The organism is Flavobacterium sp. C3NV (genome assembly GCF_046825355.2).
Taxonomy (GTDB): Bacteria; Bacteroidota; Bacteroidia; order Flavobacteriales; family Flavobacteriaceae; genus Flavobacterium.
On the sequence record NZ_JBKQBJ020000001.1, the window covers coordinates 1 to 23,537 of the forward strand.

Annotated in this window: 23 protein-coding genes; 11 read left to right on the plus strand and 12 right to left on the minus strand. The window is 34.5% G+C overall.

Features of this window, described 5'->3' with window-relative positions; genetic code table 11:
• The first annotated feature begins 217 nt into the window (after positions 1 to 217).
• Entirely contained in the window at positions 218 to 1,009 is a 792-nt protein-coding gene (locus ACIDC4_RS00005; protein WP_412043797.1) for a polysaccharide lyase, read from the plus strand.
• Between the two features lie 93 nt (positions 1,010 to 1,102).
• Here the strand turns inward: ACIDC4_RS00005 and ACIDC4_RS00010 are convergent, their stop codons facing one another.
• Positions 1,103 to 3,499 carry an outer membrane beta-barrel family protein gene (locus ACIDC4_RS00010; RefSeq protein WP_412043798.1) on the minus strand — a complete coding sequence of 799 codons (2,397 nt, stop codon included), beginning with the start codon at positions 3,497 to 3,499 and terminating at the stop codon, positions 1,103 to 1,105.
• 286 nt (positions 3,500 to 3,785) lie between these two features.
• Between ACIDC4_RS00010 and ACIDC4_RS00015 the strand changes: the two genes are divergently transcribed.
• The 5 genes from ACIDC4_RS00015 (at position 3,786) to ACIDC4_RS00035 (ending at position 7,338) form a co-directional block, all read left to right on the plus strand.
• Positions 3,786 to 5,111 (plus strand): sensor histidine kinase, encoded by a 1,326-nt coding sequence (locus tag ACIDC4_RS00015; RefSeq protein WP_412043799.1) that lies wholly within the window; start codon positions 3,786 to 3,788, stop codon positions 5,109 to 5,111.
• Positions 5,108 to 5,806, plus strand: coding sequence for a response regulator transcription factor (locus tag ACIDC4_RS00020; RefSeq protein WP_412043800.1), 699 nt, complete (start codon positions 5,108 to 5,110; stop codon positions 5,804 to 5,806). The genes ACIDC4_RS00015 and ACIDC4_RS00020 overlap by 4 nt, the downstream gene beginning before the upstream one ends.
• A gap of 19 nt (positions 5,807 to 5,825) precedes the next feature.
• Positions 5,826 to 6,257, plus strand: coding sequence for a hypothetical protein (locus ACIDC4_RS00025; protein ID WP_412043801.1), 432 nt, complete (start codon positions 5,826 to 5,828; stop codon positions 6,255 to 6,257).
• Positions 6,258 to 6,548: 291 nt separating this feature from the next.
• Positions 6,549 to 6,752, plus strand: a complete 204-nt coding sequence (locus tag ACIDC4_RS00030) for a hypothetical protein (RefSeq protein WP_412043802.1) — start codon at positions 6,549 to 6,551, stop codon at positions 6,750 to 6,752.
• Positions 6,753 to 6,819: 67 nt separating this feature from the next.
• Entirely contained in the window at positions 6,820 to 7,338 is a 519-nt protein-coding gene (locus ACIDC4_RS00035) for an SRPBCC family protein (RefSeq protein WP_412043803.1), read from the plus strand.
• Positions 7,339 to 7,694: 356 nt separating this feature from the next.
• Here the strand turns inward: ACIDC4_RS00035 and ACIDC4_RS00040 are convergent, their stop codons facing one another.
• Entirely contained in the window at positions 7,695 to 8,369 is a 675-nt protein-coding gene (locus ACIDC4_RS00040) for a carbonic anhydrase family protein (RefSeq protein WP_412043804.1), read from the minus strand.
• 187 nt (positions 8,370 to 8,556) lie between these two features.
• Positions 8,557 to 9,642: a zinc-binding dehydrogenase gene (locus ACIDC4_RS00045; protein ID WP_412043805.1), complete on the minus strand. Its 1,086-nt coding sequence runs from the start codon at positions 9,640 to 9,642 to the stop codon at positions 8,557 to 8,559.
• Between the two features lie 433 nt (positions 9,643 to 10,075).
• Between ACIDC4_RS00045 and ACIDC4_RS00050 the strand changes: the two genes are divergently transcribed.
• Together ACIDC4_RS00050 and ACIDC4_RS00055 are read left to right on the plus strand one after the other, a co-directional pair.
• On the plus strand, positions 10,076 to 10,642 hold the full coding sequence (locus tag ACIDC4_RS00050) for a helix-turn-helix domain-containing protein (RefSeq protein WP_412043806.1): 567 nt from the start codon (positions 10,076 to 10,078) through the stop codon (positions 10,640 to 10,642).
• Positions 10,643 to 10,743: 101 nt separating this feature from the next.
• Positions 10,744 to 11,322: a helix-turn-helix domain-containing protein gene (locus tag ACIDC4_RS00055; protein ID WP_084074400.1), complete on the plus strand. Its 579-nt coding sequence runs from the start codon at positions 10,744 to 10,746 to the stop codon at positions 11,320 to 11,322.
• A gap of 38 nt (positions 11,323 to 11,360) precedes the next feature.
• On the opposite strand, the gene ACIDC4_RS00060 is transcribed toward ACIDC4_RS00055, so the two are convergent.
• From ACIDC4_RS00060 to ACIDC4_RS00075, 4 genes are all read right to left on the minus strand, one after another.
• Positions 11,361 to 12,044: a phosphonatase-like hydrolase gene (locus ACIDC4_RS00060; protein ID WP_412043807.1), complete on the minus strand. Its 684-nt coding sequence runs from the start codon at positions 12,042 to 12,044 to the stop codon at positions 11,361 to 11,363.
• On the minus strand, positions 12,045 to 13,205 hold the full coding sequence (locus ACIDC4_RS00065; protein WP_412043808.1) for a TIGR03364 family FAD-dependent oxidoreductase: 1,161 nt from the start codon (positions 13,203 to 13,205) through the stop codon (positions 12,045 to 12,047). It lies immediately after the preceding gene.
• Between the two features lie 18 nt (positions 13,206 to 13,223).
• The gene (locus ACIDC4_RS00070; protein WP_488381119.1) at positions 13,224 to 14,522 is read right to left on the minus strand and encodes a DUF5690 family protein; all 1,299 of its coding nucleotides are present in this window, start codon (positions 14,520 to 14,522) and stop codon (positions 13,224 to 13,226) included.
• Positions 14,523 to 14,878: 356 nt separating this feature from the next.
• Positions 14,879 to 17,728 (minus strand): TonB-dependent receptor, encoded by a 2,850-nt coding sequence (locus ACIDC4_RS00075; RefSeq protein ID WP_412043810.1) that lies wholly within the window; start codon positions 17,726 to 17,728, stop codon positions 14,879 to 14,881.
• A 477-nt stretch (positions 17,729 to 18,205) separates the two neighbouring features.
• Between ACIDC4_RS00075 and ACIDC4_RS00080 the strand changes: the two genes are divergently transcribed.
• The gene (locus tag ACIDC4_RS00080) at positions 18,206 to 18,418 is read left to right on the plus strand and encodes a hypothetical protein (RefSeq protein ID WP_412043811.1); all 213 of its coding nucleotides are present in this window, start codon (positions 18,206 to 18,208) and stop codon (positions 18,416 to 18,418) included.
• A 120-nt stretch (positions 18,419 to 18,538) separates the two neighbouring features.
• On the opposite strand, the gene ACIDC4_RS00085 is transcribed toward ACIDC4_RS00080, so the two are convergent.
• Positions 18,539 to 18,913, minus strand: coding sequence for a DUF4440 domain-containing protein (locus tag ACIDC4_RS00085; RefSeq protein ID WP_412043812.1), 375 nt, complete (start codon positions 18,911 to 18,913; stop codon positions 18,539 to 18,541).
• A gap of 242 nt (positions 18,914 to 19,155) precedes the next feature.
• Here ACIDC4_RS00085 and ACIDC4_RS00090 point away from each other — a divergent pair, with 242 nt between their 5' ends.
• Positions 19,156 to 19,380 carry a hypothetical protein gene (locus tag ACIDC4_RS00090; RefSeq protein WP_412043813.1) on the plus strand — a complete coding sequence of 75 codons (225 nt, stop codon included), beginning with the start codon at positions 19,156 to 19,158 and terminating at the stop codon, positions 19,378 to 19,380.
• A 279-nt stretch (positions 19,381 to 19,659) separates the two neighbouring features.
• Here the strand turns inward: ACIDC4_RS00090 and ACIDC4_RS00095 are convergent, their stop codons facing one another.
• From ACIDC4_RS00095 to ACIDC4_RS00105, 3 genes are all read right to left on the minus strand, one after another.
• Positions 19,660 to 19,851: a cold-shock protein gene (locus tag ACIDC4_RS00095; RefSeq protein WP_194614810.1), complete on the minus strand. Its 192-nt coding sequence runs from the start codon at positions 19,849 to 19,851 to the stop codon at positions 19,660 to 19,662.
• Between the two features lie 245 nt (positions 19,852 to 20,096).
• Positions 20,097 to 21,290: an outer membrane protein assembly factor BamB family protein gene (locus tag ACIDC4_RS00100; RefSeq protein ID WP_412043814.1), complete on the minus strand. Its 1,194-nt coding sequence runs from the start codon at positions 21,288 to 21,290 to the stop codon at positions 20,097 to 20,099.
• A 199-nt stretch (positions 21,291 to 21,489) separates the two neighbouring features.
• Positions 21,490 to 22,449 (minus strand): YheT family hydrolase, encoded by a 960-nt coding sequence (locus ACIDC4_RS00105; protein ID WP_412043815.1) that lies wholly within the window; start codon positions 22,447 to 22,449, stop codon positions 21,490 to 21,492.
• Between the two features lie 212 nt (positions 22,450 to 22,661).
• Between ACIDC4_RS00105 and ACIDC4_RS00110 the strand changes: the two genes are divergently transcribed.
• On the plus strand, positions 22,662 to 23,135 hold the full coding sequence (locus tag ACIDC4_RS00110) for a hypothetical protein (protein ID WP_412043816.1): 474 nt from the start codon (positions 22,662 to 22,664) through the stop codon (positions 23,133 to 23,135).
• A 90-nt stretch (positions 23,136 to 23,225) separates the two neighbouring features.
• On the opposite strand, the gene ACIDC4_RS00115 is transcribed toward ACIDC4_RS00110, so the two are convergent.
• On the minus strand, positions 23,226 to 23,531 hold the full coding sequence (locus ACIDC4_RS00115; protein ID WP_412043817.1) for a putative quinol monooxygenase: 306 nt from the start codon (positions 23,529 to 23,531) through the stop codon (positions 23,226 to 23,228).
• Between the last annotated feature and the right edge of the window lie 6 nt (positions 23,532 to 23,537).

The window sequence follows — 23,537 nt, forward strand, 5'->3', positions numbered from 1 at the left end:
AATAAAAACACTTTTTAAACACCAAAAAAATACACAAAACACATATGTAAGATTTTTACATACCTAAAATCGTACTTTTTTACTCCCCTTTCAAATTGTTATTATTCAACTTTGCTGTATCAATTATAATGCGCTGTTTATTAATTGCTTATACATTGATATTACTATCCATATTTTACTAACCATTAATTAATTATTAACCTTAAAGTTTTTACAAATGAAAAAATTCTTCAGATTAACAAGTTTGCTATTTATTATGGCAGTAGTCTTTAATTCCTGTGAAAAGGAACAAGAATTAAACGAGCCACAAGCCGCTGGCAAAGAAGCAGCACAAAGTGCAAAAGATGTGTCGCAAAACACGAACAAAGAAGCCGCCGCAGCTGCTGCCTTAGCAGGTGGCGGTGCCGGAGCCAGAACAATTACATTGCAAACCAATACACTATCCTGTCCGGGTGGTTTGTGCACATCGTATGGCGTTTGGTCAGGGGATATTTACACCGTTTGGTTCCAGATGAAATTTAATTCAGGATTTTATTGGAGCAGAGGCGGTAAATGCGGATATGGTATATTAATTGGCGATCAAAACACCGGTGGCGATCCGGGATGGGATGGCAATGGCGGTAGTGCCCGATTTATGTGGTATTGTCCAAACGGATCAAACAGCGCCAAAGGAAGTGGCGCTTACCTTCAGCCTTACGTTTATTATAAAGATCAGCCGGGACAATTTGGTAATGATTTTGGAAAAAAATATTTCATACAAGAAGGTGTGACATATAATTGTCAAATATCTGTTAAACTAAATACAGGATCAAATACTAACGGATATGTCAAATATTATGTAAATGGTACCGAGTTATTAAATCAAACTATTCGTTGGGTAACTAACGATTCTAAGCGAAATGTAAACGCAGTAAGTCTTCATACTTTCCGTGGCGGTAGTCAGGAATACTGGAAAGCTCCTGTAACAAGTTCTATTTATTATGCCAGTGCAGCTTGGGATGCTCAATAAATAGTTTGTAATTGCTCCATAAACATTAACATCTAAAAAGCCCATTTCATACGAAATGGGCTTCTTTTTATTGATTTTCTAAAATTTTTAAAATTATAACCTTTGCTGTTCCTCGGTTTGCCCTTCTTTCTTTTTGTTGACCAAATTCTGATTTCCAAAATTATAACGAAATCCTAGTCTAAAACTCTGGGTATCGCCATATGACTTGAAGTAATTATACTGGTCTGCATAATTGGTAACGACCTTTTCTTGTTCTCCGCGATAAATATCCGAAAAGATGGCATACACTTCTCCATTGCCTTTCCATATTTTCTTGCGAATAGATGCAGAAAGATTTGAGGTCTGACTGATCACAAAAGTACCCTGTACGGATGAGGAATTGTATTGAAAATTTAGTTCTCCGGTTAAATCTTTCTTTTTGTTGAGTACAAAACGATTGCTAATGCTGGTATTATAAGTCGGTTTTCCGTTTTTATAGAAATTCCCATCCCTACCCTGAAAACTATCTTCGACATAACTTAATCCTGCCTGAATCCCGGATTCCCAGAAATCATACAAAGTAAGGTTGGTATTAAACTCCAGTCCAAAAGCAAAATCTTCTTTAATATTCGTAAAATGATACACCAGCATATTGGTTTCATAATCCTGATAAGAAATTTCCATTGAAGGATTTTTCTCCAGACGGTAAAAAAGATCAAAATTGTATTTATTTTTAAGCGTATAAAGTAAATTGATATTATGGCTAATGGTAGGCAACAATTTAGGATCTCCCACAAAATAGGAATAGGAATTATAATAAGAACGAAATGGATTTAACCTGCTGTATTGCGGGCGCGTAATTCGCTTGCCATACGAAATACCAATTTCATGACCTTCTGATGGCTTATAAAGTCCATAAAATGTTGGAAAAAGCTTAAAATAATGCTGTTCATTGATTTCAGAAGTAGTAACCGAATTTCCTTCCAGACTTGTGTATTCTCCGCGCAAGCCTGCTTTAAGACTCCACTTTCCAAATTCTTTGCTATAACTCGTGTAACCCGCCAATATAGATTCGTCATAAAGAAAAAGACTGGTTCTCTTGGGATTGTTCACGAAATCACCATTGATTTCGTCTTTATAATCAAGATTGCTTTGGGCTTTTACGTTTCCGAATTTTAGACCGGCTTCCAGTGTACCGTTCTTTTCATTCGAATAATCGGTCTGGGCTGAAAAAAGCTGAATATCCTGTACATTATCGCTAATAAAACGCGTAGTTCGATAAGGACTTTCTTCAGGAAGCGAAAATGCAGAAACAATATCCTGACGTTCCTGACGCCAATATTGTGTAAAATCTGCTGTTACCGATACTTTTTCTTTTGCGTTAAACAAATGATCAAAAGACATATTGTAAGCATTGTTTCGTAACGGATTTCTACGATTGTTTCGGGTTACATACAACGAATCCAGAACACCATTCGAACCATAAATAAACGTTGGTACTGTAAAATCTCCTTTTTGTTGAGGCGTTACTAATCCGGTTGCTCCGGCAGAAATCGTATTAAGCGAATCAATTTCATACGAAGCCTGAATGCGGTAAGAATGCTGCTCCAGCGACTTTGACTTACGCCTCATGATGCTTTCCCAGCGGGAATCGATCGAACCATCTTCTTTTAAATAATGCACAACATCTGTCCCTTCATTGACATATACTCCAGAACCAAGGCCATATCTTCCGGCCAAGGACAATTTTTCTCCTTTATAAAACTGATTTACAGACGCAATTCCTTTTGGGTATTTAGATTGCACATATGCGGTATTTACAGAGCCTTTATAACCTAATGATAAATTCTTTTTAAGTTTAATGTTCAAAACAGCACTTCCCTGCGCTTCGTACTTTGCAGGCGGATTGGTGATGACTTCTATCGATTTTACCTCCTCGCCGCTTGTACCTTCTAAAAACTGCTTTAATTCTTCCCCACTAAGATAAACCTTCTTATCATTGATCGTTACCAGTATACTCTGACTGCCGCGAATACTTATTCCTCCTCCGGAACTGGTCATTACCCCGGGCGTTTTACTTAGAATTTCCCACGCATTATTGGATGAAAGTGATGAGTTTTCAACCGAAAATTCGAGCCTGTCAGTCAGCCGTTTTACAATAGGCCTTGTGGAGGTAACTGTAACACCTTCAAGATTGTTCGAAATTTCTTTTAAAGAAAGCACACCCAAAAGTGTATCTTTTTGAATGGTAATTTTTTTGTAATACTCTTCAAAACCAATTGCTTTCATTTTTAGCAGGTAATCTCCTTTTACTATACCGCCAAAACGAAATTCTCCGGACTCATTTGTTTGTTCTGCCTTATAACTAACAGAATCGTTTGCCTGCAAAAGCAGGACATCTGCGAAAGGTACGGCTTGATCAGAGCCGTCGACTACCTTTCCAGACAAGGAAACTTCTTGCGCATAACCCGCAAAAGAACCCCACAACAGTAACATGATTAATTTTTTCATTGATGATTTATTTGATGCAAATCTCTGTAAATCATTTTCCGAAAATGGTTAACACAGGGTTAACGAAGGGTTAAACACCATAGGATAAAAAACGTATTGTAAATACAAAAAAGCTTTTGGCAAAGACTTTTTAGTTCTCTCGGGCGTTGGCTTGATTTATCGAATAGTAATTGGGTTAAAGTACGGTTAACGGTCTTGTTTTTAAATTGAAAAAGCTTAAAATATAATAGATTTGTATCCACAAAAACAAACTGATTCGCTGTACGGATCAAAACATTAAAAACAAATGAAAAGAAAAATAACGCTCTTAATTGGTGCCTGTATCTTTACAGTAATAGCTCTGGCCACAATTCAAGGCTATTTTATCTACAATACTTACAAATTATACGAAAAGGAAATAAATACCTCTATCAAAAAACAAATCGCCCGTTTGGAAGATACAGAAGAATGGGAAAAAATAAACGATACCTGGTCGATACATTCAAAAAAGTATGCAAAAGAATATGCAAAAGGAAAGATAACCAGACCAGCTTTTACTAAATACCTCACCATCAAAAAAGATTCGCTTTCAGGAGCGATGAAAACGTATATGAAAAAGATGGCACAGCCGGAAGATTATGATATTGATTATTCTGTTTATCTTAATTCAATAACAGTAATAAAGGACGGAAAAAAAAGTACCTTATTTGATGGAAAAATACTAATCTTAGCCAATGATACTTTAAAGAAAAACAAAATTCTTTCTTCGATGGGGCGTTGGGAAACTAAGGATAGTAATGACGAACTGATACTGGTTATAAAAAGCAACCGTTACTACAGTTTTGATGAATTGCAGCAAATCATTATTTCTAAAATGGCTGGTTTATTGCTATTTTCAGTCGCTTTGATGGCTTTTGTGGTTTTCTTATATTATATGTCGCTCAAAAATCTTATCTCCCAAAAACGAATTGCTGATATCAAAACGGACTTTGTAAATAATATTACTCACGAATTTCAAACGCCGCTTGCTACGATGGATATTGCAATAAAAACATTGCAGCGAAAAGACAAACAAATGAGCCCGGAACATTACAGTAATACGCTCGCTATGATTGCAAGACAAAATGAAAGACTTCAAAAATTATTTCGACAGGTAACAGAAGCCTCTGTCGCTCCTATTGCCAATAAGGACAGTATTCAGGTTACGAGCGAAGAAATAAAGAATATGATTGACGATTTTAAGCTTTTTAAACCAGATATCACTATTGAATTCACTAGCCAAAAAGAAGCCTTCACAATCTCAATGGATCGTTTTCACCTTAATACAATTCTAATCAATCTTTTGGACAATGCCGTGAAATATGGCGCTACTAGAATTGTGACCGACTTAAAAATAACGGCCGGAAACTTTATTCTTTCTGTAGAAGACAACGGAAAAGGTATTCCTGTTCAGGAGCAGTCTTCGATTTTTGATAAATTTTACAGAGTCGACAAAGGAAACATTCATAACAACAAAGGACTTGGCCTGGGGTTATTCTATATTAAACAGTTGGTACAAACGTATGGCGGAACAATTAGTGTCAAAAGTGAAGAACATACAGGATCTTTATTCACAATAACAATTCCGATATGAAACATCATATTTTATTAGCCGAAGATGATTTTGATTACGCTTCTATATTAAAGCAATATCTTGAATTTTCAGGATTTAATGTAACCTGGGCAAAAGACGGCAAGGAAGCTTTGAAAATTTTTTCGGCTACCCAACCGGATATCTGCATTCTGGATATCATGATGCCTCACATGGATGGCTTTACGCTGGCTGAAAATATTATCGACAAATATCCTGAAACACCTTTTATCTTTTTAACAGCAAAAAGCTTTAAGGAAGATAAAATAAAAGGACTACGCCTTGGGGCCGATGATTATGTAGTAAAGCCTTTTGAAGTTGAGGAATTGATTTTAAGGATTCAGAATATCCTGAAGCGAAGTCAAAAACCTGTTGCAGACAATACCTCAAAAACTATGGTATTTTCTATAGGCAGCTATGTTTTTGATGGGGAAAATTATACCCTTACTCATGAAAAAATTACGCACCGAATTACCGAAAAGGATGCGCACCTAATTCGGTTTTTATATGCCAATAAGAACAAACTGGTCAAACGTGAAGATATTCTGAAAGAGATCTGGGGCAATGACGACTTCTTTTCCGGACGAAGTATGGACGTTTTTATCAGCCGTCTCAGAAAATATTTTAGCGAAGATCCGGACATTTCTATTCCCAGCGTAAGAGGTTTGGGATTTAAGTTTAATACGAAAAACGAATAAAAATTTAAAACTTCTCATTATGAAAATCATTTTATTTTTAACCTTGCTAATTTGGAACACTTTAGCGCAGGCACAAACAGCAGAAGCAACTTCGGGAAATACAACAGCGGTTGCCAAAGCTCCTTCAGGTCAAACAAAAACCACGAGATCTTCTGTATCTGTTTCTATTTCAAATTCAGATACTTATTATTCTTTATCGGCAAATTTTGATGCTTCGAAAAGTAAAAAACTGGAGAAATTATTGTCTGATAACTTAGATAACAATATTTTATCAACTGAAGCCGGAAGCAAAATTTGGAAAAAAGACAACGAAGAACAAACCGCTTATTCTTTTGTATTAAAGGATGGAAAACTAAAAGCTAGTATTGACAAAGAATTAGTATCTAAAGAAACTTTTGAAAAATTAAAAGCTCTGGGTGAAAAAATTTCTGAAACACTTTCAAAAAGTTAAGTTCTTTTTTGGGATTGATAGGCAAAACTATAGTTGTTTTAAACTAAAAATATCCTGAAGAAAAAACTTAACAGACAAATCTTTTCTATTAAAAATCCTATTTCTAAACGAGATAGGATTTTTTTGTTTTTATAAATCCCTGATAATTAAAGAACTCTTACTTAAAATTTTATAAGAACAAATAATGCTGTTGTTCTTAATTTTGAATGAGCCATAAGATCTGATTTACAGTAGCCGATCATTTGGCAAGAAATAAGAATCTGAAAATTAATATATTTTAAACACACTGATATGATAACAGACGACAACAAAAATTACCATCCGGGAGATCGTAATTTAATGCAGGATTTACAAAATCAGTTGCAACCTGAAGACTTTAATAGTGAAGAGAATCATCATCTAAATCAAGACACTCAGGAGGAAGATGAGACCAATAATCCGGAAGAGAACTTTGATGAAAATTACAGTGAATCTGAAAATTTTGCAACCGATTAATTTTCGAAAAAGAGATTAAAAAGACAACGCCTAATTCTTAAGATATTTAATTATAAAAACATACAATATGGGAACTAAATCAGCATCCAACAGCATAGCCAATGTTTCGACATTGGAGAGAATATTAATGATCACGAGCGGATCTTACCTTTTATATAAAGGACTTTCGCAGGAAAATAAAAGTATCGCTAAAATCAGTTCCGGCGGCGCCATGCTTGCCAGAGGAATTAGCGGTTATTGCCCCGTTTACAGTGCAGTAGATCATCTAAAAAATGACAAGCCTTCGAATGTGAACATCAGAACAAGCGCCATTATCAACAAACCTATTAGTGAAGTATATGCTTTTTGGCGTAATCTCGAAAATCTGCCTAAATTCATGAATCACTTAGAATCGGTTAAAACAATAAGCGAAACTAAATCTGAGTGGACTGCAAAAGGTCCGGGAGGTATTGGAACACTTACATGGAACGCAGAGATTATTAAAGATCAAAAAGAAAAACTGCTAAGCTGGCAATCTCTTGCAGATGCCTCGGTTAAAAACTTCGGAAAAGTAATCTTCAAAGCCAACGGAAAAATACAGAAATAGATGTCACTATTTCATATCGCGCTCCGCTAGGATTGGCAGGTGAAGGTGCGGCGAAACTGCTCAATCCTTATTTTGAGAAAATCGTAAACGATGATATCAAAAACCTTAAATTATATCTCGAATCATAATACCAAAGTCTGATTTCAAACTTTATAGCAATAGAAAAGCCTTTTAGATTAAAATTCTAAAAGGCTTTTTGTTATTAGAATATTGACTTCTAATAGATTGTAAATGTGTAATATTCCTTCTGCAATCTCCTGGTTCTTTAAAAAATAAATTCCAAAACGTTTTATTAGATTTGCCGCAATGGGAATTCTTCTCAATCATTACCTGAAAACAGATGTAATTATGTCAAACTAATCTCGCTGAGTCAAAAATTCCACTCTACCGGTTTTCATATTATAAACAGCGCCAACTATTAGTATTTCGCCTTTTTGTTCCATTTCCTTCAAAATGCTGCTTCTTTTACGAACCTGATCAATAGCAAGTAAAACATTCGCATTACATACTGCTTCTACAAATGCTTCGTTTGAAGCTGTCTTATCACCTTTAAAAGTTAAACCTGCCTCTTTAACTGCCGGCTGTATTTTATCTAAAAGTGTTGTGATATTTCCTAATTTGACATCACTTATAGCAGATTTGATAGCTCCACAATATTCATGACCTAAAACTAACACTACCTTTGCGCCAGAAACTTTACAGGCATATTCCAGGCTTCCCAGAATATCATCATTAACAACATTCCCTGCCACTCTTGCTACAAATAGATTTCCAATACCGCTATGAAAAACATCTTCTACCGGAACACGGGAATCCAAACAGGACAATATTACTGCTTTTGGATACTGACCTAAAGATGCTTTTCTAACCCTTTCTGTAGTATTACGAATCGTAAGGTTGTCTTCTACAAAAGCTTTATTGCCACTTTTTAATCGTTCCAGTACTTCAATTGGTTTTAACTTGGCTTGTTGTTCGGCTGAAAGTGGTTCAGATACCAGGATATCTTCTTTTTTTATTGAGACTTCTTCCAAACTAGTATTTTGTTCTGGTGTTAAAGCCTTATCTGTTCTGCAGGATATCACTGTGAGAAGTAAAATGATAAATATCTTTTGTCTCATTATAATCAGCATTAAGTGTTTTAATTTAAGTTTAGATTCTATTGGTAAATTTAAAATAAAATAGCATTGCTACCTTTTTATTTTTGAGAATCTGCTAACTTTAAAGTGTTATTAAAACCCTGTAAGGTTTATATTTAATGGCATACTGAAATGCTTTTTCTGTTTCTTGTAATGTAAATTCTTTCTCTATGAAAGTGCCAAAAGGATAATCGGTAAAATGATCTTGAAAGAAGTTTACTGCGTTGATAAAATCTTCATAATTATAATTGTGCATTCCTTTAATACTTAACAATTTCCGAATCATTACTTCCGGATTTATTTCGATATTTTCAGTTGGCGTGACGGCTCCTATCCAGATATGCTGTGCTCCTGTTGCACTAAACTTTAGACCAGTTTTTATGGCTTCAACTGAACCGCTCATGTCTATAACAACATCAAATCCTTTTTTATAAAATTTAGAAGTTATCGCAGTAAGCTCTTCAATAGGATTTAAACTATTATAAACACTATCTGCACCAAAAGATTTGCTGTTTTCCAGTCGGGTATCATCAATATCGAGTATCGTAACAGTTGCCGCTTTTTTCTGTTTGGTAATCGCAGAAGCAATTAAACCCAAAACTCCGGCGCCCAGAATCAGCACATTTTTATTTTCAATCTCGTCAATTAAACGATGAGCCGCCATTGCTGTAGCTCCCGCGCAATTGATTATGGGAGCAAATTTCTCATCGACTGATAATGGTACTTTTAGAATTCCCGTTCCTTTTTTTAAGATACAATGCGTGCCTAATCCACCGTTGAATTTTTCTTTCTCGGTAAACTGAACATGACCGTATTTAAATAAACTTGCCGACTTTTGAGGCATTTTGTCTTTTACGAATTCATCACTTTCTGTTGCTGCAAATATGGTCCAGGTAATCAGATCGCCCGCTTTTAAGATATTTCCATTTAAATCGTAAAAAGGTTCGTTTTGTGCCAATTCCAGAATTTCTCCCACAATTTCATGTCCCAAAACAATTGGTGACGGTTCTTTTCGTCTTCCGGTAAAGGTGTGCAGATCGCTGCCGCACAAAGTCGTATATTTATTTTTTACTAAAATTTCGCCTTTTTGTAAGGTAGGCAAAGCCGTATATTCGGGAAGAATGCTGCCGTTTTTTTCATTAAACAGCATAACGCATGAACTACACATTTTTCTTTAATTTATTTGAGTTATCGATGACAAAATCGGGTCCTTGTCTTTCTTTACTATCTCTCAACAGTATATCTTCATTAAACTTGTAACTGATAGTGATTTGTTTTTTAGTTACACTCAAAATAAAATATCCGTGAGCTGCAACATCATTATATATCATATGCGGATTAAGCTTGTACAACAATTTGCTCTTTTTATTTTTTGTTTCAGAAAATTAGCGACTATTTAATTTTTGGTACCATTTTTAGTTTCGCCTTACGTTAAGCCAACATTATTTTTAGTGTTGTCTTGCACGCCAGATCGGCCAAATAGAAGTATTTCCATTTTTTTATCTATTTTTACAGCGCAATATTACTACACAATTGTTTACTATATGTAAACATAATATGAAGTAATGTTTATCATTAAACATTGTGTACAAATACTAAACATGGAAGGAGCCATTTTACTTGAAATCAGTAAAAGAATAAAACAATACCGTCTGGAAAAGAGCTTTACAGTTCAGGAGCTTGCTGATTTAAGTGACGTGAGCAAAGGGATGATTTCGCAAATAGAAAAGGGACGAAGTATTCCTTCCTTAAGTGTATTATTGGGAATCGTCTCGGCATTGCAGGTTAATTTAAGTGACTTTTTTAAGGATATCAGCCCTGAAGAAGAGATGATTTTGATAAAAAGAAAAGGTGATTATGAGTACTTCCAGAAAGAAGGATCAAATGGTTTTTCGTATGAGCGGTTTTTAACCCGAAGCATCAAGAATTCAACCGTTGATATCGTTTTTTTAACGCTGGAACCCAACAGTTTCAGAGAACAGGTAAGTACTGATGCGTTTGAGTATAAATACATTCTTTCAGGAGAAGTCGATTATATAATAGGAAACGAAACGTATACACTAAAAGAAGGTGACTCTCTTTTTTTTGACGGAAGAATAATGCATGTTCCCATTAATAAAGGTAAAAAACCAGCCAGAATGCTGATTATTTATTTCTTTGACAATTAGTATTATACATTTTGACTGGCGCATTTTACTGCAAAAATGATTATTTTGAATTGTAAAGTAATTTTAGCACTTTTACAATTGTTTTACTTATAGTAAATTTTATGGAAGATTATCTTATTGGCTTAGGAAAAAGAATTAAAGAGATTCGTAAAAAAAATAACCTCACTATAAACACTGTTGCTACAGATGCCGATGTGAGTAATGGCCTTATTTCACGAATTGAAAACGGACGAACTATACCTTCGCTTCCTGTTCTATTACACATTATACAAGCGCTTGGAATTGAAGTTTCTGATTTTTTTAACGGTTTGCCTAAATCCGATAAAAGCAATTTTATAATTTCCAGAAAAGAAGACAATGCAGTAATTGAAAAAGAAGATGAAGCAAAGGGGTTTGCTTATCAGTCTATTTTTGGTAAACAATTATCGTCTGTTGCTTTTGAAGCTGTTTTACTGGAAGTCCAGCCGGGTTCTGAGCGGGGAAAAGTAGAAACGGATGCTTATGAGTTTAAATATATTTTAAGCGGCGAATGCTGGTATATCATCGGGCAGGAAGAAGTTTTACTAAAAGAAGGAGATTCTATATTTTTTGACGGAAGGATTCCGCACGTTCCGGTAAATAAAGGAAATGTACCATCAAAAATGCTGGTTCTTTATTTCTTTCTAGCTAAAAATGAATAAACCCGCCCTTTTCAGACGGGTTTTACAACTACTATTTTTTATTGAAATAAAATACTTTCAATCTCCATTACATTATTCAAAATATAGTCGGGATTGGCAACCTGAAGCTGCTCTCTGTTCTGGGCTCCGCTAAGAACTCCGACAGTTATAGCACATCCTGAATTTTTACCTTCCATAATATCAATTTCAGAATCACCGGCTTTCAAAACCTGAGCAGGATCTGTAATGCCAAAGCTTGCCATTGCCATCTGAATCATATCAGGATTAGGTCTTCCGTTTACAACATCATCAGATGTAATCAAAGCATCAATCTGATTCCCTACTTTCCAGTTCAATTTTTCAAGTAACTTATTGGCGGTTTTAGAATCGTAACCTGTATTGAGTACGATTTTAATATCATGCTTTCTTAACGTATCAAAAAAGTCCTGCATTCCGTCAAATGTCGATATTTGAGCTTCTTCATAAGCCGTTTCTAAAGTAGTTTTAAAATTACCAAAGGCTTTGTCTGCAATCGTTGCAATATCAATATTAGTTGTACAGGCTGTCAAAACATCTGTTATGGCTTTATGCTTTTCCTTACCCGCACCATGTTGTAATACTTCATCAAGGGAAATCGAAAATCCTTCCTGATTAATCACCTTTTGAACGGTTTTATATACAAGATTGTTTTCGTTTACGGTAGTTCCCGCCATATCAAAAACTACTAGTTTAATATCTGTCATCTATTTTAAATTAAATATATTCTTAATGTTTTCTTTTGAAAATCCTGCACTTCCTGTCATTCCTTTTCCTCCTATTCCTGTTATGATGTGAATGTTTTCGTCAACAGTATGCTGAAAAATATCATTTTCTTTGCATTGGGAATACATGCCGTACCAACGATTTTGAATTTCGAATGTTGGGAGATTAAATATCTTTTTAGCTTCGGCAATCATAAAATCATCCACTTCCATTTTTAGATCAAATCCCAGATCGTCTATATTCGCTGCATCTGCATATTCGTGCGAATCGCCTATAATAACCGAACCGTCTGTTGCCTGCTTGAATAAAATATGAACGCCCCATTTTTTTTCGAAACTATTTAGATCTTCCTTTGCTTTAATTGCTGTAAAAGACGGGCATTCATAAAAAGCCTCATAACGTCTTATCGATAATCCCGTCAATATAGAACCTTTGAGTTCGTAACCTGGTTGTGGTTTGGTTTGAAGCATTTGCAGCTTTGTGACTTCAAGATCACTTTTTGCAAATACGTCGGGATACAATATTTTGAATTCTGAACCACAGCACAAGATCACTTTTGAAGCTTTATAAATCTCCCCGCTCGCTGTTATCACTGTGGTTTCTTCTGAAGATGCATCACAATTAAGCACTTTTGTATTACCAAAATAATCCAAACCCTTCTCCTTTATCAAAAAATCCAATAAGCGGTTGATCATTATTCTTGGCTCCACTGTTACTTCATCAGGAAAAAACAGTCCGGCTTTGACATAATCATTTCTAAGTCCGGGATATTTTTCAAGACATTGCTCTTTTGTAAGCAAATTAGATTCGTAACTATTGTGTTTATTTATAATACTCAGCTCTTCTATAAGCTGTACTTCTTCATCATTTGAAGCAAAATAAACGGAACCATTTTTTCGTACAGAAATATCAAACCGACTCTGGATATCATCATAAATTCTAAGGCTCTCGCGTCCGTAATTCTGCCATTTGGTATCCATTCCGGAGGGAACTACCTGACCAAAATTACGTACCGTTGCACTTATGGGCTGTTTGTCTTTTTCTATTACAGCTACCTTCAATCCTGCTTCAAGTGCATGATAAGCATGGAAAGCACCCAACGCGCCTCCGCCAATAACAATTAAATCGTATTTAATATTCATTATTATTTTAATATAAGATTATGAACAAAATATCACTTCTGCTTTAAGTTTTTTTTGAGCAAAACGTCGGTTAAAATACCACATAGAAAAAAGTGCCAGCATTCCTATTACAACAGCAGACGTTATGTTTAAGGATATAAAAAAGTCACTCCAGCTCTGATTAAAACCTGTAATTTCTTTAAGCACCAGAACCACAACACTTCCTAAGTAACCAAACGCATCTGCAATGTAAAATAAGAAACCAACATTGCCCTTAAAGCTCAACAGCGCCACCAAACGCTCAAAAATCAGGCAGTGAAATAAAATATATGGCAGATAAACGCCAATACCGCTGGCAATCATCCAGTACACGGGAGACATTAAATGATTTTTGAACATAATTGTCGAAATCAAAACCATAACAGATCCTAAAACCGTTAGTCCCATACCTATATTGTATGCTTTTTTGTTTTTACGTATCAAAGTACCTGCTGCGGCTATCAGCAAAACCGAAATTGCAACGGGAATTTCTGTTAAGGTGATAATTTTTGGAGTTCCTGAATATCCCTGGTCCGCCCAAAATTCAACAATAAAATTATCTCTAAAATCGCGCACAATCGTTAGTACTACATAAACAGCTACTAAACCGAAATAACCCACCCAATTTGCTTTTATAAAATCTTTTCGCTCATTTTTATACATTGGCTGTCTTTCAGAACGTTCTATAATATCACTTTCGCTGGGACCTTTAGAATAGTTGAGCACCACTACAGAAAGTAAAAAAAGCGGAAAGAAAATCAGACCGGTAAGAAATGGCATATTATATTCGCTCACATTAAAATCACGCATTAAAAGAAGTCCTATTGTTTTTACCAATCCTGTAGAGAATATAAAAGTGGCACTAAGAGCGGCAGCAAGAAGTTCTGTGTTTTTTCTTCCTTCGATATAAGAGAAAACAATTCCGAAAACCATTCCAAGCGGCAATCCATTAAAGAAAAGCGCAACAACTTTCAATTTTGGCGGTACAATGGCAAACAATCCCAACATGAGCAAACTAAAAGTAATAAAACAGACCAGCCACAAAGCTCGTTTTTCTTTTTTCATTTCAGAAATCACTTTGATCCCCACAAATTTAGAAACCATATATCCCAGTACCTGACTTATAACCAAAATGATTTTTGCATTAAGTCCAAAACCCAAAGAAAGATCATTGTACTGTCCCGCCAAAAATGACTTACGAATGGCATACATTCCTGTATAACATAAAAAGACAGCTGCAATAATTAAGGCGGTTGACATTTTTTTACTATTTGTAAATTTATTTACTTTTTCTCGCATGATTAATCCGTTTTTACAAGTACAAAAGTAGCATTCAAAACACTGATTAATATTAAGCAAAAGTAAACTAATTATTAAATTATTTACAAATAGTAAACATTTTATTTTCTCCAAAGCTCTGACCTGGCGTACCAAAACACCATTTAAATAGCTTAAACCACCATAATACAAGAACCTAAGCGTTCAGCTTATAAGCAACAAATAATTTTGAAGAAAGTAAAATAAAAGATGTTTCATCAAAATACACAAATGTTACAAATAGTAAAATTTTTAAATTAATAGTAAAAACGAATTAACCCTTAATAAAGGAAGCCGGCATAAAGCCGGCTCCCAATAAAAAAACAATAAACACAATTCTATAGGCTCCATTTGATTCCCATTTGGCCTCTTATTCCATAAAACTCAACTTGTTTTGGTCGGCTGTCATCACCATAATAATATTCCAATTTGTCATTAAGCAGATTATTCGCTTCGGCAAAAATGGTAAAGTGATCCGATATTTTGAATGTAAGGTTGGCATCCAGCGCAGAGTATGCACCATAATATACATCATCTCTCTTTAAACCGCTTGTACCATGCTCTGTAATATATTTTGATTTAAAGTTGTAAGCAGCTCTCACATTTACTCTTCCTTTTTCATAATACAACTGAAGATTCGCCAAATGATCACCTTGTCTGGGAAGACTTGTAGTTCCTGCTCTTCCCGGAATAGTCATTTTAGATTTTGTAAAAGTATAGTTGGCCTGAACTCCAAAACCATTAAGAAAACCCGGAAGGAAATCAAATTTCTTGTTTCCGCTTACTTCCGCTCCAAAAAGCCATGCATTATCACCATTCATAGGCTGTGAAATCTCTACTCCGGTATGTCCGTTGATATCACCTTGTTTGGTATCCATAAAAATTGGATCGGTAATCACTTTATAAAACAATCCTGCAGATACCACATCAAGTCTTCCAAAATAATGCTCTCCCATTACATCGAAATTATAAGAATAGGTAGGATTTACATTTGGATTTCCTCCATCATACTCATTATCTGCCGCCAAATAAGTTCCTCCCGGTGCTAAATATCCAAAATCAGGTCTCGTAAAAGTTCTTGTAGCTGCCAGTCGAAGATTTGTATTTTCTTCGGGAGTATATTTTAAATGCAGCATTGGCAAAAGAGAAAGGTAACTTTTTGTTTTTGTAACTTTTGAAAGTACTCCATCAGGATTTTCAGGGGTTACATCAAATTGATAACCGCTAACTTTTGTATTTGTATTCGTTGCTCTTAAACCTCCAAGAAACGTTAGTTTATCACTAATTTTGTAAGTTGCCATTCCGTAAGCAGAAGCATGAGTTTCATCTACATTAAAATTGCGCCCTAATCCTCCTCCGTTTTCAAGTATTTCAGAATCAGATTCAGAAAGTGTCAGATTACCATTAAAGAAATTATCCTTATAAAACTGATTCATTCCGGTTGGCGAAAGTACTGCTCCAAAACTATTTCCTATGTTGGTGTTCAGCTCTTTTAAGTAATCAGTGCGTCCCGGCTGCAATATATTGTACTGACCATACTCTGATAATTTTGGCACTGCAGCGGCTCCCGTCCAATTGTAAAATTCATCAGAAAAAGTAGCGATTCTGTCTTTGTCTAAAAATTTACCTCCTACTTTTAATTTCAGATTTTCATTTACATCAAATTCATAATTTACTGCGGCCACAATATTGTCTCTTTCCTTTACGCCTACTTTATAAAGTTCCAGCGTCGTAAAATTCATCAAATTAGCACTGTCCTGAAAATTGGGATTAGACAAATAACCAAACATATTATCCGGATTCATATATCCTCCATCAGAATTCCAATATGCTCTTGGCCCATTTCCTTTATTCTGAATATACGCCGGATCGAATCCAACGCCATCTTGTTTAAAAAATACTGAATAATAACTGTTATTTTGTTTATCAGGAACATTGCCATAATAAAACTGAGTACTGTAAGTGGCCAAGCTCCAGGTAAAAACACCTTTGTTCCCAATGTGTTTTCCTCCTACTTCTCCACCGTAAAAATCAAAATTCAATTCATTGTAAATATTCTGAAGCTCGATTCTTCCCGTATTTGTTGCAGTATTAAATTTATCAAATCGTATACGATGTTTAAAATGAGTTTCCTCATCAAGGAGTTTTCCGTAATTTAATTTTACATAAAACTTATTTCTTTCATTTGGATTAAATTCGAATCCACCATTAAAACCTGTTGTTTTTCTTACTCCTGTATAATCTCTTAATTCTAAACGATACACACCTTCGTCTCCAGATCTTCTTGCTTCAAAATTGTCCGAAGCCCAGTTTCTGTTCCACTGAGAGAAATTCACGATATAACCAAATTTTCCGTTTTTGGATTTATCACCCACTAAAACCGATCCGCTGTAAACGCCTTTGTCAGATTTTGCATTGTATCCCAATCCAAGAGACGCATCTACAGTAAATTTAGATGGAGCAGTTTTAGTTACAAAGTTCACACTTCCGCCCAAAGCATCACCGTCAATATCTGGCGTAAGCGCTTTTGAAACCTCCACATAACCAATCATTTCAGTAGGAAAAAAATCAAATGCCGTAGCTCTGCTCGCTCCTTCATCAGCCGCAGTTGGAATCCTGTTTCCATTCATCGTAGTCGAACTCCATTCAGCAGGCAAACCTCTTACCGCTACATAACGGCCTTCGCCCTGATCTCTTTCGATAGAAACACCCGGAACACGCTGTACTGCCTCTGCAGCATTTCTGTCCGGAAGTTTTCCAATACCATCCGCCGCAATAACATTCACTAAATTAATTGCATTTTTCTGAATATTTAATGCTTTTGCTTCGCTCAGTCTTCTTGAATGTTCTTTTACCACTACTTCATCCAGGTCATTTGATGAAGCTGATAATAATATACCCGGAATAACCGTAACCTTTCCCGGCTCGATTGTAATGGTCTGTGTGTATTTTTGATACCCCACATAAGTAACACTTATTTCATAAGTACCACTGTCGACTCCGGTAAAATTATAACTTCCTTCAAAATCTGTTGATGCGCTTTTTTGAGTCCCATTCAACTGTACAATCGCTCCCGGAAGCGGAAATGCACCATCAAAAACCTTACCTTTAATAGCGCCTTTTTGTCCTGCTGCTGTCAGCGAAACCAATAAGAAAACCACATAAATCAAAAACCTATTTTTTTCCATTTCAGTTAAATTATTAATATTAGTAAATATTTCACTGCAAAAATGAATAAAAATTGACATATAGTAAACTTTTTGATTTTAAGAAATCTTTAACAGGTCTTTATTGAATCATCAAATTAATGTTACCAAAAACCATTAGGCAGATTTTTTTTCAATTAAAAACAAGCTGTATAATTTGTCCAATATGCGAAATAGTAAGGGCTCCGTGCGATAGTAGTAATAAAAGATACGAATCTCAAAAGTACCGAAATTGTATATAAAGCGGGATATTCAAATATTTCAGTATTCAAGACTACTTTTCATCAATTGACAAATATGCAATTGACAAATATGAACAACTGAGTTTAAAGCTATCTCGATATTTCGAGAGATTTAAAAACTGAAAATTAAATAACTTTTGAGCTAAAACATATAAGTATTTCCTGTATTGTCTCGCTAAATTTGAATTATAAATCATCAAACTTAAAGACAATCAACATGATAACAACTCAATACGATAATTATCACCAGCAAACATCTCTATTTTCAGGATCACAAATATTTATGGAAAAACATGAACGTAACCATCTTGATCACACCTACGAATCTGTAAATGAACCTTTATTGTGCTTTAGTAAAGACTCTACTTATCCTGATGGTGAATTCTGCAGTACGCTTGAAGAAAAAGCTCATGGAGATTTTCTATTGTAATGATGATCAATAGTAACTTTATAAAAATTGTGAATTATAGTGTGTGCCAACAATATGGAGCATACACAAATAATTAATTGAAAGAACTAGCCAGGGCGACCCATTCTTTCAATTAAAAAATTACTCAGACAATTCTGTTTCGGTATGCAATACACAAATCCAGTTGTTTTTTTCTTTGATCCGGGTCGAAGTGCAGGCACATTTCATGGGAGCTTTTTCTTTATTGTCTGTTATTCCTAATGCTATCACATAGGCTATTATTGCAGTATTTTCAGCAACCAATTGCGCTTCTATATCAGAAAAATTCACTACTTGTATTTTATCTCCATCTCCTGATTCAAACATCTTTTTAAACTTGGCCTCATTTACAGTTTGTACACCATTTTTGCCGGCGATAATACACGGAAAACCAGTTAGATTTTTTACCGTTTCATAATCATGATTTTCCATTCCGTGCCAATATTTTTTTTCCAGTTCAATTATTTGCGTTTCCATAATCATTTCTTTTTAGTTAAACAGTTCTTACAAAGTTCAAATCAATATTAAAATGACTTTACACTTTTAACAAAGATTTAATTGGGAAAAACTTTTTAAAAAATTGCATATCAATTTATTAGATCTCACGTTAAAAGATTTATCCAACATGATAATTTGACAACAAATAGACTTTTAAATATAAAATAATCCATCCTTATATACCTAATTTTGAATCTCTTAACCATTCAAAAATAAGCGTCATGAAAAACTCCACCCCAAACAACAACGAGAATCTAAAAAAATGTCCTTATGAAAGCCTTATTTATGGCAATAAAACCGACATGGTTTACAGAAAACAATATAAAGGCGACTGGGGACACTGGGATGACCTCGCTGATAATGCTGCTCCATGCTCAAATTCATATGAACCGAACAATATGAAAAATGCTGCATCATCACAGGCAAAGTCAAAAACAGAAAACTAGAATTCGAAATAGGATTATCTCTATAAGTTAGAAATCCAGTAAACTCTTTCGGTATTTATCCATCATTGTTTTGAATAAATCTTTATTCGAAGGAGGCGAAAGAACAATTGCTTTGTGTCAGTTTCTTGCGGAGATCCCTCGTTCCTCAAGGATGACAAGATTGCTGTTACTTTGTATAAATTTAAAGTACAGTATATTATCGCCACAATTTCGACACGCTTTTTATAAAAAAAAATACCTGCTTCACAGCAGGTACTTAAGATCATTTTTCATCATATATTAAACGACAGAGACGTTTACAGCATTAGGCCCTTTTTTGCCTTCAGCTATTTCGTAACGCACTTCGTCGTTCTCACGAATATTTTCTGATAAACCTGAAACGTGAACAAAAATTTCACTTCCACCGTTTTTTGGAGTAATAAATCCAAACCCTTTTTCTTCATTGAAGAATTTTACTGTACCTTCTTGCATCTTATTAATTATTTATTGTTCATAAATGTACTACATTTTTCATCACGATGCTGAAAAAGAGTAAATTAGATTAAAAAAAAGTTGCATTTTTTTATTTTAGCAGCAAAACACTGACTTAAACATACTTACGAAACCATTTGTTACGACTTAAATTAAGTCACGGATTATTAGTTTTAATGAAAACCTGATCCTTAAATGTCAAAAAAAAGCTGCCTTAGTATCAGGACAGCTTCTTTTTTTTGTTATCAAAGTATTTTTAGATAAGCTCTATAAGCATCATCCTTAATAGAAGTTCGCAAATACACTTCGTTTTCGTCTTTTGTACTAAATTCAAATTGAATTAAAGCGGCGTCAGAATAATAATACAAGAAATTTTCTTCAGCAAATTCAAGATTTGAAATGGGTAAGGTTGACAGCTTTATTTCGAATGCCATTTCACCATTTGCCATATCTATTTGAAAAAGTTTTCCTTTTTGGGTATATCCCCACGCATTATCGCTTTCCTCAATAATATATTCAATATTGTCATTTTTAAAGTCCGTTTTCCAAATCTGAGTTCCGGTTTTTGAATCCAGAGCATATAGAGAAGAAACTTCCGTGCCTTGTCCTGCAAAATATACTTTTTTGTCTTTGCTAAATATACGTTCTTTGATATTACCTTGACCTTCGTCTAATTTAAACTGCCATAAAACATCCAGTGTATTAGGGTTTAAAGCAAAAAGCACGTCTTTTTCATTGGCTACAAATATATTTTCACCATCTGTTACGGCCTTTCCATGTATGGGTTCGTCAAAGCTTTTTTGGGAAAGAAGTTTTCCTGTATTGGCTTCAAAACTATAAAAATTGTTTCCGCTTTGGGTAAAAACTTTGTTATCAAAAAAGAGAACCGGAATATCATTATTGGTAGCATCCAGTTTGTAGTTCCATACTAAACTTCCATCTTTTAGATCAAGAGCATAAATGTTGTTATTAGGATCCTGAGTAGTAATAAACAGTTTTCCATCATTAATAACCGGAATTTGATTTTTCAGTATGATTTGATCCGTTATATTACCCAACCTTGATTTCCAGAAAATTTCACCGGTTTTATTATTAATTGCAAAAATTTCACCATTAATAAACGGAACGTATATAACACCATCTTTTAGCGTTACCTGATTGGCACACATTTCTGTATGATTATCTGTTGCTTTTACAGTCCAGTTAAATGATTCGGATTCTAAATTAAACGACATCAGCGAACCGTCGTAATCATAAATCAAGATCGATTGTCCATCCAGCGGAACTTTTTTAAGCGGACTTATAACTTTATTAGTAACCATATCATTAATGGTTAAAGCTTTATTCGAATAATTAGTTTTGCCTGATGCAGTTGGCGTTTGCCCAAACATATTTATAACATTCAATACAAATAAAAGAATTCCTAGGTTTTTTTTCATTTTAAAATGGGGTTTGATCATTCTATTTCTCTTTTATTATATGAAAATACTGTTTCAAAGTAAGCTCTTTACAATAAAAAAGACAGATTCAATACTGATTAAAATATTAAAATTCAAAACATTAAATTCAATATAAAAACCAATATCGATGCCAAATATACTAAAAAATTATTATGGAGTTTTCGAGTCTCTCTGCCCGCTATTGGTAGGATTTGAAAAAGCCATAAGCTCTTTTCTCTGCGTACGAATACATAGAATCACGTAACGGAAAAGCACAGTGTCCTCCGTATTTTGGCATTTCAAGATAAACATAGGCACTTTCCTGCGCTATAGCTCTGGGATAACACCTTTCGCCTAAAAAAGGATCATCAAGAGAATTAATAATTAAGACCGGAGTAGTAATATCTTTAAGAGAAAATTCAGGAGAAACGCGCTGATAATAATCGTCCCGACTGGCAAAACCGTGCAGTGGCGCTGTAAAATAATGATCGACTTCATCAAAAGAAGTAATGCCGTCAATTTGATCACTGTTTATAAAATCAGGAAACTGTGCTGCTTTGTATTTCAGTTTTCTTTTAATATCAATCGTAAAATTCTTTAAATACACTCTGTTAAAACCTTGTTTGAGTACAGCAGCACTTGTTGCAATATGAGTAGGGACTGAAATACAAACTCCTGCTTTTATACGTTCATCGATTTTTGTCCATCCAAAATAATTCAGAAGCTGCACCCCTCCCATCGAATATCCAATCAAATAAACCTCTTCAAATCCTTTTTGTAAAACAAACTGCACCACTTCATCAAGATCATCTACTGCACCGTGATGATAAAGTCTGGGCAAACGGTTCATTTCTCCTCCGCAAGTTCGATTGTTCCATGCAAAAACCGAAAAATCCTTTTCCTGAAAATAAACCGCACAACTGTTATTGTACGTTCTGCGGGAATCCCCTTCCAGACCATGGCATAAGATAACTGCTTTTTTAGGATCATTGATCATAAAATCAATATTGATAAAATCTCCGTCATGTAATTCTATCTTCTCTCTCGTATATTCGGGAGCATCAAACTTTTTAAACAAGGCAGCATAAATAGTAGAAACGTGCCTGTTGCGATGAATAATAGAAGGAAAATTATATTCTGATTGTTCAATTACTGGCATGGTAAGATTTGTTTTTGGTGGTTGTACAAAGCTAAGAAATGAATCAACAAATAGTGTAAAACTGTCTCTTTTATTTCAGTTAAAAAAAACTGATTTATAGTTCCTTATATTAAAATTTATTTGATTTGGATCTTGCAAAATACAAATGCTATTATATAACAAAACATCTCGAATAAGCATTAAATTTGAGATGTTTTACTAAAAATATTATTATGAAAAATTTTTCAATGCTTGTACTGTCAATTCTCTTTTTTTCATGCCAACAAAAAGAAAATAAAATTGCTCCTGTTTCGACTTCAGATTCAATTACCACAAATATCACAAAGAAAGAAGTAAAAGAGAACAAACAAGTGGGCGATACCATTTACATGGAATTTAAAAATGAAAAAGATTTGTTTATTGCCGAAGGTGTAATAGATTCTATTCATCCCAGAGTTTACGTTAAATTTAAAAATGAAGATTCAGGCAATTTGAAAGCCAATATTGTTCCTACTACCGGCAAAGGAAATATCCGTTTCAACCAGATTATCTCTCCTGACAACGCCTCAGACGGCCCATTTGGAATGGATTTGAATGTTCCTCTTAAACAAAAAGGAAATTATATCATCGTAATCGGACATTCGCAAATGGCTGACAGTCCTTTTTGGGGTAAATTCAGGGTCGAAATGGAAAGTAAAAAAGAATAATTTTTGGCGGTGTAAAACCTATAAAAATGTTTTATCGATCTTAATAGAAAAAGTAACAGTTTAGGGCTGTTACTTTTTTGTTTTCTTTTATTAATAATCTAAAGGTGTTGCTAAAACAATTTCTCTATTTTCTAATAATGGCACAATTTGTCCCAAAACTATCTCCTGAAAATAGGATGAATTTCGATGTGCTGTTACAGCCTCTTCGCTGATATATCCTTCAAATAATAGTAAAGTATTCAAATCTGAATTACTTTGATGAATGGTATAGAAGAGATTTCCTTTTTCCTGAATGCTTTCGTCATGTACTGGCTTTAGTAAATTTAAAACGTTTTCAATCTGACCTTCTTTAACTTTCCATGTTGCAAAAACATGAATTGGATTTTGATTTTCCATTTTTAT